Source organism: Comamonas testosteroni TK102, from assembly GCF_000739375.1.
GTDB classification, from domain to species: domain Bacteria; phylum Pseudomonadota; class Gammaproteobacteria; order Burkholderiales; family Burkholderiaceae_C; genus Comamonas; species Comamonas brasiliensis.
This window is the reverse complement of sequence record NZ_CP006704.1, coordinates 1,573,854-1,586,340: the sequence shown is the minus strand read 5'-3', so window position 1 is coordinate 1,586,340 and position 12,487 is coordinate 1,573,854. Positions and strand designations below refer to the sequence as shown.

Annotated in this window: 13 protein-coding genes; 2 read left to right on the top strand and 11 right to left on the bottom strand. The window is 62.4% G+C overall.

Features of this window, described 5'->3' with window-relative positions; all coding sequences use genetic code 11:
• Positions 1-4: 4 nt before the first annotated feature.
• The 11 genes from O987_RS07200 to O987_RS07150 form a co-directional block, all read right to left on the bottom strand.
• Positions 5-763 carry an enoyl-CoA hydratase family protein gene (locus O987_RS07200; protein WP_029158576.1) on the bottom strand — a complete coding sequence of 253 codons (759 nt, stop codon included), beginning with the start codon at positions 761-763 and terminating at the stop codon, positions 5-7.
• A gap of 22 nt (positions 764-785) precedes the next feature.
• Positions 786-1,874 (bottom strand): NAD(P)H-dependent flavin oxidoreductase, encoded by a 1,089-nt coding sequence (locus tag O987_RS07195; RefSeq protein ID WP_043371306.1) that lies wholly within the window; start codon positions 1,872-1,874, stop codon positions 786-788.
• A complete protein-coding gene (locus O987_RS07190) occupies positions 1,871-2,773 on the bottom strand; it encodes an enoyl-CoA hydratase (RefSeq protein ID WP_003057447.1) in 903 nt (300 codons plus the stop codon). Before O987_RS07190 ends, O987_RS07195 begins: the two co-directional genes overlap by 4 nt.
• Position 2,774: 1 nt before the next feature.
• On the bottom strand, positions 2,775-3,545 hold the full coding sequence (locus O987_RS07185) for an acyl CoA--acetate/3-ketoacid CoA transferase subunit beta (RefSeq protein ID WP_019043253.1): 771 nt from the start codon (positions 3,543-3,545) through the stop codon (positions 2,775-2,777).
• 12 nt (positions 3,546-3,557) lie between these two features.
• Positions 3,558-4,436 carry a CoA transferase subunit A gene (locus tag O987_RS07180; protein WP_003057453.1) on the bottom strand — a complete coding sequence of 293 codons (879 nt, stop codon included), beginning with the start codon at positions 4,434-4,436 and terminating at the stop codon, positions 3,558-3,560.
• Between the two features lie 16 nt (positions 4,437-4,452).
• Positions 4,453-5,355: a VOC family protein gene (locus O987_RS07175; RefSeq protein WP_003057456.1), complete on the bottom strand. Its 903-nt coding sequence runs from the start codon at positions 5,353-5,355 to the stop codon at positions 4,453-4,455.
• A gap of 291 nt (positions 5,356-5,646) precedes the next feature.
• Complete coding sequence (locus O987_RS07170; RefSeq protein WP_043371303.1) at positions 5,647-6,729, bottom strand: alkene reductase; 1,083 nt, start codon at positions 6,727-6,729, stop codon at positions 5,647-5,649.
• Between the two features lie 11 nt (positions 6,730-6,740).
• Positions 6,741-7,388 carry a nuclear transport factor 2 family protein gene (locus O987_RS07165; protein WP_043371301.1) on the bottom strand — a complete coding sequence of 216 codons (648 nt, stop codon included), beginning with the start codon at positions 7,386-7,388 and terminating at the stop codon, positions 6,741-6,743.
• A 16-nt stretch (positions 7,389-7,404) separates the two neighbouring features.
• Positions 7,405-8,172: an SDR family NAD(P)-dependent oxidoreductase gene (locus tag O987_RS07160; protein WP_043371299.1), complete on the bottom strand. Its 768-nt coding sequence runs from the start codon at positions 8,170-8,172 to the stop codon at positions 7,405-7,407.
• Between the two features lie 12 nt (positions 8,173-8,184).
• On the bottom strand, positions 8,185-8,916 hold the full coding sequence (locus tag O987_RS07155; protein ID WP_019043258.1) for an SDR family NAD(P)-dependent oxidoreductase: 732 nt from the start codon (positions 8,914-8,916) through the stop codon (positions 8,185-8,187).
• Positions 8,917-9,151: 235 nt separating this feature from the next.
• Positions 9,152-10,627, bottom strand: coding sequence for a short-chain fatty acyl-CoA regulator family protein (locus tag O987_RS07150; RefSeq protein ID WP_043371296.1), 1,476 nt, complete (start codon positions 10,625-10,627; stop codon positions 9,152-9,154).
• A gap of 171 nt (positions 10,628-10,798) precedes the next feature.
• Between O987_RS07150 and prpC the strand changes: the two genes are divergently transcribed.
• Entirely contained in the window at positions 10,799-12,004 is a 1,206-nt protein-coding gene (prpC, locus tag O987_RS07145) for a bifunctional 2-methylcitrate synthase/citrate synthase (protein ID WP_043371294.1), read from the top strand.
• Positions 12,005-12,035: 31 nt separating this feature from the next.
• Positions 12,036-12,470 carry a GntR family transcriptional regulator gene (locus O987_RS07140; RefSeq protein ID WP_232536090.1) on the top strand — a complete coding sequence of 145 codons (435 nt, stop codon included), beginning with the start codon at positions 12,036-12,038 and terminating at the stop codon, positions 12,468-12,470.
• Positions 12,471-12,487 lie beyond the last annotated feature (17 nt).

Genomic DNA, 12,487 nt, shown 5'->3' with positions numbered 1-12,487 from the left:
GTGCTCAGAACTTGGCGTCGCGCTTTTCCACGAAGGCGCTGCGCGTCTCGGCGGAGTCGGGGCTCATATAGGCTTGCAGGGTGAAGCCCTGCTCCCAGCGGTACTTGTCTTCGAGATTGCCGTCCTCGATGCCAGTCAGCGCCTCCTTGGCGATGCGGATCATGGCGGGGCTCTTGGCAGCAATCCGGTTGGCGATGTCCATGGCGGTGTCGCGCAGCTGCTCGCGGGGAACCACACGCTCGATGGCCCCCAGGCGCTGGGCCTCTGCCGCAGCTATCATCTCGCCCGTGAAGAACAGGTAGCGGGTTTTCTGCACGCCGAACATGCGCTGCAGATGGGCGGCCCCGCCCATGGCGCCGCGGTCCACTTCGGGCAGGCCGAAGGTAGCGTCTTCGGCCGCGATCACGATGTCGGATGCGCCGCAGATACCGATGCCGCCGCCCAGCACAAAGCCGTGCACGGCGGTGATCACCGGCACCTTGTTCAGATGCACGGCCTTGAAGGTGGCGTAGTTGCCTGCGTTCACCTCAAGAATGAGCTTGTCGTTCTCGGCCAGCTCCTTGATGTCCACACCGGCGCAAAAGCCCCGGTTCTCGGCGCGAATGACGATCACGCGCACCTCGGGCCTGTCGCCCAGCGCCTGGATTTCCCGGGCCAGACCACTCCAGCCGGCGGCATTCAGGGCATTCACCGGAGCGCGGTCGATCACCAGCTCTGCCACGCCGTTGTCATGAATAGTGGAATGAAATTGTTGAGTGGACATATCCGGTCTCGTTGGCTTGTTGTTATGCGGGAGTCAATGCGTTCAATGCGTTGCGACGGTCCATGGCCTGGCGGACGATGCCGCCTATCACTTCCTCGCAGCTGTCGAGCCTGCCGATCAGCGCGGCCACCTGCCCGGCGGACATCACGCCGTCGGCCGGGTTTCCATCGACCATGGAGCGCTGCAGCAACATGGGTGCGTTGGCGGCCATCACGGTCTGAGCCACCGAAGAAGAATCCTCGCGCAGGGCTTTCATGAAGATGCTCAGGGCCTGGCCGGTGGTCATGCCGGTCTCGGCCTTCCACTGAAGTGCCAGGCTCAGGGCAATGCGCAAGCGTTTCATGGGACTGGCCTTTTCCAGCATGGCCAGGTACTCGTTGGGAATCATTCGCTGCGGCATGCCATCGACCAGATGCGAGACGGTGATCTTTTCCGCATCCCTGGCGGCCAGATAGCGCTGCAGCGTGGCAGCGGGCACCTTGGAATCACTGGTCATCAAAAACCGCGTGCCCATGGCAATGCCCGATGCGCCGTAGGCCAGCGCAGCCAGCAGACCGCGCCCGTCATAGAAGCCTCCGGCGGCGACCACCGGAACCTGGACAGCATCCACCACCTGGGGCAGCAGCACCGTGGTGGGCACGCTGCCGGTATGGCCGCCCCCTTCGCCGCCCTGCACGGTGATGGCATTGGCTCCCATCTCGATCGCCTTCTGGGCGTGCTTCAGGGCTCCCACGGTGGGCATGCAGACAATGCCGGCCTCGCGCAGCCGGCCTATCACCTTCTTGTCCGGGCCACGGCCGTAGCTGACCGCACGCAGCCGATGCTTCACGGCCAGGTCCAGCAGCTGCTGGGCGTTGGGCTGGAACATGTGAAAGTTCAGCCCGAAAGGCTGGTCGTCGGTCTCGCGCTTGACGCGCAGGATTTCGGCCTCGATCCTGTCGGCAGCAATGGTGGCACCGGCCAGGAAGCCGAAGCCGCCGGCATTGGTAGTCCCTATCACCAGATCGGCCCCCGCCACATAGCCCATGGCCGTCTGGATGACGGGATAGCGGCACCCCAGCAGGTCGCAAAGAGGAGTGCGCAGACTGCCCATGTCGTTCATATTGCTCATGCCTTTGACTCTTCTTTGTTGGCCTTGGCCATGGACCTGGCGTCCTGGCCGCCCAGTTGCCCCATGCCCATCGCCTGGCTGTGCGCGTGGGCAAAGTGGTGGTAGCCAAAAGCCATGTCCATGGTGGAGCGCAGGCCCTGCAGTTCCTCGGCCTTGTTGACGACCAATTTGGTCAGCGCCATGCCCAGACGCGGCTGGGCCGCCATGCGCTGGGCCATGGCATAGACCTGGTCCTCAAGCTCGGCACGCGGCACCACGCGGTTGACCATGCCCATCTGATAGGCGCGCTCTGCCGGCATGCGCTCGCCCAGCAGCAGAAACTCCTTGGCAATGCGCGGATGCAGCTCGTGGGCATGGGCGAAGTACTCCACGCCGGGAATGCCCATGCGCACCACGGGGTCCTGGAAAAACGCATCATCGCTGGCCACGATCAGATCGCAGACCCAGGCCAGCATCAGGCCGCCCGCCACGCATGCTCCCTGCACCATGGCAATCATGGGTTTGGGGATCTCGCGCCAGCGCCGGCACATGCCCAGATATACCTCCTGCTCGCGGGCAAACAGCTGCTCTCCCCCGGGTTTGTTGGTGTGATCCCACCACAGGTGAACGCGGTCGAACGGCTTGTTGATGTCGCGGCCGGGCGTGCCGATGTCATGACCCGCGCTGAAGTGCCGGCCCTCGCCGCGCAGCACGATGACCTTGACGCTGTCGTCATCGGTCGCCTTGCGCAAGACTGCATCCAGCGCATAGGTCATCTGCGAGTTCTGCACGTTGTTGAACGTGGGCCGATTCATGGTGACCGTGGCAATGCCGTTGTCCACGCTGTAGAGCACGGGCTCGCCGGTTTCATAGACGGCCATGTCCTCACGCGTCACAAATTCGCTGGATGCATGCTGCATATCAGGCTCCCATGGCCGTAGCGCGCAGATTGTGCGGATCGAGCTGGGCCAGCAAGGCCAGTTGCTCGGGTGTGGGATCAGGCGTCACGCCCACGTCCTCGGGAACGTGAATCGGAAAGCCGGTGGCTTCCCTGACCTGTGCCGCAGTCACGCCGGGATGCAGCGACACCAGGCGCATCTGATGACTGGGACCGCCAAAGTCCATCACACACAGATTGGTGAAGATGAAGCGGATGTCCGTGGTCTCCTCCAGCGTCCAGCCCTTGGCCAGGCGCGCGCTGTTGTAGCCCACACTGCCCACGGCATCGACCTCGCCCGACACAAAAACCTTGGTGCTGTGATTGGGCACGAAGAAGGAGTTCGCGTGATTGATGGAGTTGCCGGGAAAGCCGCGCACGCCCAGCATCATGGACTTGGGGCGTGCGTAGTCGCTGCCCACCATGGAGATATTGCCCTGACCGAAGCGGTCGACCTGCACGGGCCCCACCATGGCGTGGCGCTTGCCTCCCCAGACGTTGTCGAAGATGCGCGAGAAGCCCATCCAGTTTTCACGCTTGATCTTGTAGTCTCCGCGAGGGCCTACGGGCACGGGCTCGTTGACCACCCAGGCCTCGGAGTCCGTCATGATCAGATCGGTGTTGATGGACCGCATGCACAGCGAGGCCGCCAGTCGCGGCACCAGGCCGATGCCGGTGGCCAGTACCTCGCCGTCGTTTTCCCAGGCACGTGCCGCGGCGCAGATGACGCGATCTACCAATGCAATTTCACTCATCTCTTGGCCTCCTCAGAACACAGGCAGGGGCAGGCGCTTGATTGCTTCCATGCCACCCACTTTTTCCAGATATTCCTGCTCCGTGCACTGCACGTATTTCTGCTGGTAGCTGTCCCAGCCGCCCTCTTCCTTGCTGCTGGCCACGTATTCCTTGAAGTGCTTGACATCAAAGCCATACAGGGGCGCGCAGGACGATGGGTGGGCACCACCTGGCAGGTGCACCACGCCCGTGGTTTCGGAACGCTCCCAGAACACCAGTCGCGCGGCTTGCTCCGACTCGAAGCTGCTGCTCTCGACCAGTTCGTCGCAGCTCACAAAGGTGTTGGTCGCGGCGCGCGCAAACAGGTCGTCCATATAGATGTCGGGGCCGGCAATCTGGCAGACGCCGCGGGAGTCCGCGCGATCCACATGCAGCAGGGCCACATCGAGATCGATGGCGGGCATCGCCACCCATTCCTTGCCGTCGTAAGGCGACTCGATCAGGCGGATGGAGCGGTTGTGCTTGAGCACATCGGTACCCAGGCCGACCCGGGTCGGGATATAGGGAATGCGCATGCCGGCCGCCTTCAGGCCCAGCACCATATGACCCTCGTCAATTTCCATGACTTCGATCTCGCCGCTCTGGCGCGCCTTGCGGAAATAGGGCTCCAGCGGAATGAAGTCCAGCGACACGAAGGCGAAGATCAGCTTGCTGACCTTGCCGGCCGCGCACAGCATGCCCACATCGGCGCCGCCATAGGCCACCACGGTCAGATCCTTGACGGGGCTGCGCAACAGCTCGCGCACCAGGGCCATGGGCTTGCGCCTGGGACCCCAGCCACCGATACCAATCGTCATGCCATCCTTGATGGATGCCACAACGTCCTTCGCTGTCATCAATTTATTGGCCATGTCTCCAAGCCTCCTATCAGTTGTTTTCAGGGCGGCCCACGCTGAAGTCGTGCCCCCAGAGGCTTACGGTCGTGAACTCATGCGTGATGTGGTGATCCCAGTCGATGATGGCGCCGCCATAACCGAACTCCAGGTCGAAATTGGAGGGCGTCTTCATGTAGAACGAGATCATCTTGTCGTTGGTGTGCTGACCCAGGGTGGCCGACAGCTTGACCTGGCTCTTTTGCATGCGGTCCATGGCACGGCCCACTTCGGGCATGTTGTCCACTTCCACCATCACGTGCACGCAGCCCGATGCGCAAGGGAACTCGGCCAAGGCCAGGCTGTGGTGACGGCCGTTGGCGCAGTGGAAGAAATGGATGCGGACCGTGGGACCGGCATCGCCTGCAGGCTTGAAGTTGTAGATATCCGAAAGACCAAAGCCCAGCACATTGCGCACAAAGGCCACCGTCTTTTCGAAGTCGGGAGCGGGCAGCACGGTGTGGCCCAGACCATAGTCGCCGGTGATAAAGCGCGACACCCCCTGGGGCGATGCGAAATGGCTGAAGTCGGACTTGAAGCCCCAGACGATCTCATGACGGTTTCCGGACGGATCCATCACGATGGCCAACTCCTGCACACGGCGCTTGGTACACAGTTCGGAGCTACCCATTTCGTAGTGCACATCAGCGGCCTGCAACACCTTGAGCGCCTGTTCGAAAGCCTCCTTGTCGGCCACTTCCCAGCCGGATGCAGCGTACTTGTCCATGCTGCCAGGCTGCACCTGGAAGCGGAACTGACGCTCGTCCATCTTGATCAGCAGATCGCCATCGGCAGTGGTGCTGGGCATCATGCCAAGCACATCGCGTGCGTAGCTGACCCAGCGATCCAAATCAGAGCTCTCGGCGACAACGTACGCAAGTCCACGTATTTCCATCATGATGTCGGGGCCTCCAACCCAAATCCTGTAGTGATGCTGAGGATTCTGAAGAGGAGAGTCTTGGCAAACATCGTCCATTGAGACTAACGATTTGTGGCCGATTTACCCAAATTTCATAGCATCCGTACCATATTCGACATGCGATTCAGCGCAACAGACTAGAGCGCTTTCCGCCCTTGCGAGCAGACTGCTCCGGCAGGCCTGCAACAGCCGTGAAAACCCGGAGAACAAAAAAAGGCCGCATCCCCGAAGGAAATGCGGCCAACACGATGAACTCGGTTTCCGGACGGATCAGGCGGTCTGCGCCTCCTGTGCCGGTGCATAGTCGTTGTAGCCCCGGGCGCCGGGGGTATAGAGCGTGTTGCGGTCAAACCTGGACAGAGGCAGGCCCTGGCGCATGCGCTGCACCAGATCCGGGTTGGCAATGAAATGCCGCGCAAAAGACACTGCCAGCCCCTCGCCCGCCTGCAGCGCAGCTTCGGCACTTTGTGCATCAAAGCCGTCGTTGAGAATCAGGCTCTCGCCAAAGTTCTCTCGCGCCAGCTTGAAGGCATCGATGGAGGGATCGAAGACCGAACGCATCACATGCAGATAGGCAATGCCCAGCTTGGCGGCCTGACGCATCAGCTCAGCATGCGTGGCTGCGGAGTTTTCATCCGCCGTGTCATTGAAGGTGTTGCCGGGATTCAGGCGCAGCCCCACGCGCTCGACGCCGATGGCTTCTCCCATTGCGCCCAGACATTCCACGGCGAAACGTGAGCGACTGCTGGCGTTGCCACCATATTCGTCGGTACGCCGGTTGGTGCTGGAGTGCAGGAACTGCAGACTCAGGTAACCGCTGGTGCCATGCAGCTCGACACCGTCAAAGCCCGCATCCATGGCGCGTCTGGCAGCGGCGGCATGCTCGGCAATCGCCTTGCGCACCTCTTCGGTGGTCAGTGCCTGGGGCAGGTCGAAATCCTGCATGCCCGCGGCATCGGTCCAGATCTTGCCTTGTGCCTGAATGGCGCAGGCCGACACCGAGCGCACGCCTGCGGGCTTGATATGGCAGCTGCCGATGCGACCGGAGTGCATGATCTGCAGCACGATGGATCCGCCACGGGCATGCACCGCATCCGTCACACGGCGCCAGGCGCGCACATGGGCCGCGGTCTCGATGCCGGGCTGGCGGCAGTAGGCCTGACCCGTGACCTCGGGCCAGGCCCCTTCGGCCACGATCAGGCCGGCATCACCACGCTGGCCGTAGTGCTCGGCCATGATGTCCGTGGGCGTGCCATCGGCATCGGCACGGTTGCGCGTCATGGGAGCCATGACCACGCGGTTCTGCAGGGCAATCCGGCCCAGCTGGACAGGTGTGAAAAGCATTTGACTCATGCCGGCTCTCCTTAGCGCACACGCATGCGCGGCGCCGGTGTACCGCGGCGCATGGTTCTGAGGAATTGCTCCAGTGGCGCGGGTGCGGCCACCTGCGGCAGCTGGTCCTTGTCGGGACGCTGGGCCCAGAACTCCTTCCAGCTCGGGAACAGCTCGTGGAAGGCGCCATGGTAGGGCTCCCGGCCGGGCCAGCGCATCTTCATGTCGCCAATCGGCGGCTTGTTCAGATCCGTGGCATACCAGTAGCAGGGCAGACGGCGGCGGAAGTACCACTGACCGTCGATGCGCTCGTAATCGTCCCAGTACAGCATCTGCATGATGACCCACTCGGCACCGCACTCATGCTCGTTCTTTGAATAGACCACGCCGGTGGCGTGATCGCGGTCCACGAACTCGATGATGTGCTGGCCCAGGTGGTGCGAGGTCCCCGTGAACTGGTCACGCAGCGTGCTGTCCTGCCAGGCCATGAAATGCGCGCGCCCCACTTTTTCCTTGCCTACCTTGATATCGGGAGCAAACAGGTTCACATGGGCGTCCATGTCACGCATGTCCAGCGACAGGGAGTACTTGCCGGCCAACTGACGAATCGCATCCAGCGACTCCAGCCTGTCGATACGCTCTTCGAGCGTTTGTGGCCACTGATTCACGGGTTCACTCATCTCTTCAGACTCTTTCTTACAGCGCGGTCACCAGCACGGCGGAACGACCGCCGTCCACGGGCAGGGCGGCACCTGTCACATAGCTGGCTTCGTCGCTGGCCAGGAACAGCACGGCATTGGCCAGCTCGCGGGACTGCCCCACGCGCCCCATGGGAATGAGTTTTTCGGTGTTCTTGCGCGAGGCTTCATCGGCCAGCATGCCGGCCGTGGCAGGCGTTTCCACCACGGCGGGGATCACGACGTTCACACGGATGCCTGCTGCAGCACCTTCGGCAGCCGCCGCACGCGAGAAGTTGATGATGGCTGCCTTGGCCGCCGAGTAACCCGACATATAGGGCGTGCCCAGCGTGCCGCAGATGGAGCTGATATTGACGATGGAGCCGCCCTTGCCGGCCATCAGCTTCAGCGCCGTGCGGGTGCCCCAGAAAGTGCCGTCCACCGACGTGGTGAAATTGGCATGCCAGTCCGCCGTGGTCATGCCGTCGATGCCGCCCCAGGTATAGGCCATGGCGTTGTTGACGAGGATGTCCAGGCTGCCATGCTTTTTGGCCGTCTGCTCAAGCGCTCCGACAAACTGGGCTTCGTTGCCCACGTCGGCCACGATGGCCTCGGCACTGCCGCCGCCAGCCTTGATCCTGGCCACGACGTCATCGAGAGGCTCCTTGCGGCGACCGCAGACCACCACGGTCGCGCCCTCCTGTGCGAAACGCTCGGCCGTTGCTGCACCGATACCGGAGCCGCCACCCGACACAAATGCAATCTTGCCTTGCAGACGCTTGTTCATGTTTTTCTCTCCTTACAGGAAGGCGCTGCCGCCGTTGACGGCCAGGTTCTGCCCTGTCACAAAGCCACTGTCGTCGCTGGCCAGGAACACGGCCACCTTGGCGATGTCTTCGGGCTCAGCCATGCGACCCATGGGCACGCCGGCGATGATGGCATCGGCCCATTCCTGGGGAATGCCCTGCATCATGGGCGTGTTGGTGGGACCAGGAACCAAGGTGTTCACGCGGATCTTCTTGGACGCCAGTTCCTTGGCCATGCCGCGGGTCAAGCCCATCAGGGCCGCCTTGGAAGCGCAGTAATGGGCAGGGCCGTCACCGCTGACTGCCGAGGTGCTGGAGATGTTGACGATGGCTCCGCCCTTTCCTTGCTGCATCTGCCTGACCGCCGCACGAGCGCAGTAGAACGCGCCGTTCAGGTTCACACCGATCACGCGCTCCCAGGTCGCGTCGGGAATATCGGCAAACTGGTCCACCGAGCCCACACCGGCGTTGTTCACCAGCACGTCGACGGCACCCAGCTTTTCGCGGATCTCGACAAACAGCGTGTCGACCGCTGCGCTGTCGGCCACGTTGACGGAACGGGCCAGATGCTTGCCGTCCTTGCCTTCCAGGGTCTGCCTGGCGGCTTCTTCGTTCAGGTCCACGGCCACCACGGTGGCGCCTTCATCGGCATAGCGCTGAGCGATCGCGCGCCCCATGCCCTGGCCTGCTCCCGTGACCACAGCCACTTTTCCCGCTAAACGCATTTTTTGTCTCCTGGTTGATGTGCAATCAAAACGTGGAGACAGCGTATGAAGAAATCAGCCCCGGCCCATCGTCCAACAAGACTAAGTAAATTGGCGCGCATCGCTATTGCCTCAATAGCTTCAGACGCCATGCAGGATTGCGTTTCAGTGAATTTTCATGGCTTTCAGTCAGCGGTTTGCAGCCATCCGGCCTCGGCGGCCTTGGCCCCAGCTTCGCATCGCATGGCAGCAAGCACTAGCCACCATAGGGAACAAAGCCGCTCTCGTTTTCGTTGACCTGGAGCGGTGTGGCCACATAGGGAAAGGCGCGTTGCGGGCAAGCCCCGCGCTCACAAACCTTGCAGCCCATGCCGATGGGAGTCGCAGCAGCGGTATTGCGCAAATCCATGCCTTGGGAATACACCAGCCGTGCAGCGTGCTGCAGGTCACAGCCCAGACCGATGGAAAAAGTCTTGCCCGGCGCACCCCAGCCCGGGCCGGCCTGGCTGATGGTGCGGGCAATCCATAGGTAGATCCGCCCGTCCGGCATGCTGGCGAGCTGGGGAACGATGCGGCCCGGCTGGGTAAACGCCTCATACACCCCCCACAGCGGGCAGGTGCCGCCAGTCTTGGAGAAGTGGAAATGCGTGGCCGACTGACGCTTGCTGATATTGCCTGCCCGGTCCACGCGAATGAAGAAAAACGGAACCCCCGGTGCATCAGCGCGCTGCAAGGTGGAGAGGCGGTGGCATACGGTCTCGAAGCCCACGCCGAAACGGCTGGCCAGCAGGTCGATGTCGTAGCGCAGACTTTCGGCCGCGCGCAGGAATTCGCCATAAGGCAGCACGAATGCACCAGCCACATAGTTGGCCAGACCCACGCGCGCCAGCCGCCGCGTGGCCTCATCCTGCCAGGGCGCGCCTTGCAGCTCCGTGGCAATCAGTGCATCAAACTCCAGCAGTGCCAGCTGTGTGGCCAGCTGAAATGCCTGCTGCATGGGACTGAGCTGCGCTGCCACATACAGGGTGCGAGTGGACGCATCGTATCGCCTATGGCTGCTGGCCGTCTCTGCGTTTGCGGCATGGGAACGCAGGACCAGCACCCCATGTCGCGCCTGCAGACGGTATTGCAGCCAATCCTGCAGATGACCGCCTTGCTCCGCGGCCTGTCGAGCCAGTGATTCGGCAGCTCTGTCGAGCCCATCGAAGTGATTGCGGCGGGCAAAAAAGAAGTCACGCACGGCCTCGAACGGCATCTGGCGCGAGGGTTGCGTCAGCAAGCCTGCCATTGCCGCCTTGCCATTGACCGCCCCGCCTCCGTCCTGCCCGGCACGGCCATCGCCCAGATGGGCGCTCAAGGCCTCCAGCCGCTGGGCATCGGCCAGGTGGCGCTGGTGCATGGCCAATAGTGCCTGCGCCAGTTGCGGCAGCCTGGCCGCAACCTCGCGCAACTCGGGCAGCGGCACCGCAGCTTCGGGCAGCGGCATGGCTGCCACTACATCGCGCAGCTGTGCCAGCAGGCGAGCCTCCTCGTCCTCTGAGAACTGCTGAATATCGACGCCCAGAACCCTGTGAATCCGGAGCAGCACAGACACCGTGAGCGGGCGCTGATCCTGCTCGATCTGGTTCAGATAACTCGGTGACAGCTCCAGCGCCTGTGCCAGCGCCACCTGCGTGAGCCCACGCTCGGCACGCAGGCTGCGCAGGCGTACGCCCATGAAGGTCTTGGCCATTGGCTTGCTCCTTGTTTGTTGATCTCAGAAATTCGCAACATTCGCAAATGCATGCATTCAGTTTCGCAAGCATTCACCAATTCAGTTCTATACGCAGAGAAAGCAAATGCGTAGATTGCGAAGTATCGCAGACCAAACCACCTCAGAGTCCACAACTTCCAGGAGACACCCATGAGTACCGCAGCCACGGCATCTGCCACCACCACCGGCGCCAGCCAGCAGATTCCGGCAAGCACCACCGCCGGTTTCAAAGCCAAGAAATCAGTCGCCCTCTCCGGCGTCACGGCAGGCAATACGGCGCTCTGCACCGTGGGCAAGACCGGCAACGATTTGCACTACCGGGGCTACGACATTCTGGACATTGCCGAGGTCTGTGAATTCGAAGAGATCGCCCATCTGCTGGTACATGGCAAGCTGCCCACACAGGCCGAACTCAAGGCCTACAGAGCCAAGCTCAAGGCCTTGCGCGGACTGCCTGGCAGCGTGAAGGCTGCGCTGGAACAACTGCCAGCCGCCAGCCACCCCATGGACGTGATGCGCACTGGCGTCTCTGCCCTGGGCTGCGCACTGCCGGAGAAAGATGACCACAACCTTCCTGGCGCACGCGATATTGCCGACCGCCTGATGGCCAGCCTGGGCTCCATGCTGCTGTACTGGTATCACTTCAGCAACTCGGGCCGCCGCATCGAGGTCGAAACCGGGGACGACTCCATCGGCGGGCACTTTCTGCATCTTTTGCATGGTGCCAAGCCATCCGAGAGCTGGGTACGTGCCATGCATACCTCGCTCAATCTGTATGCCGAGCATGAGTTCAACGCCTCGACCTTCACGGCCCGCGTGGTGGCTGGCACGGGCAGCGATATGTATTCGGCGATCACTGGGGCGATTGGTGCGCTGCGTGGTCCCAAGCATGGTGGAGCCAACGAAGTGGCATTCGAGATACAGAAGCGCTATGACAACCCGGCCGAAGCCGAGGCCGACATCCGCCGCCGCGTGGATGCCAGGGAGGTCGTGATCGGCTTCGGCCACCCGGTCTACACCGTGAGCGACCCCCGCAATGTTGTGATCAAGGGCGTAGCCAGGAAGCTGTCGGACGAAGCCGGCAGCACCAAGATGTACGACATTGCCGCGCGTCTGGAGTCGGTGATGTGGGAAGTCAAGAACATGTTCCCCAACCTCGACTGGTTCAGCGCCGTCAGCTACCACATGATGGGCGTTCCCACTGCCATGTTCACGCCGCTGTTCGTGATTGCGCGCACCAGTGGCTGGGCAGCGCACATCATCGAGCAGCGCCAGGACAACAAGATCATTCGCCCCAGCGCCAACTACACAGGCCCGGATGATTTGAAGTTCGTTCCTATCGACGAACGCCAGTAAATCTCTTCCGAGCGCCATGACCGCCAAGCCCATGCAATCCCATTCACTGTGCATTGCCATCGCCGACAAACTGCGTGAACGCATTCTGAGCCACCGCTTGCCGCCCGGCTCGGACACCAACGATGGTGCGCTGGCGCGGGAGTTTGGCGTGAGCCGCACCCCCGTGCGCGAAGCCATGAAGCTGCTATGCCACGAAGGCCTGCTGACGGCCCAGCCAAGGCGGGGCATGACGGTCACTCGGCTCACGACGGCTCAGGTGGCCGAGGCCCAGCAGCTGTGCTCCTTGCTTGCACACCACCTTGCGCAGTTGCAATGCCAGCAGCCCCGGGGCGGCACAGAGCTGACCGAGCGCCTGTATGCCATCGCACAAGCAAGGCTGCAACTGGCCTTGGGTCCCGCACCGCGCACTCCCCTGACGTTTTCCGCCCCACTGATCGAGCACCAGCGCACAGCTCCGGCGCTCTGAGAACCGCGAACAGACAA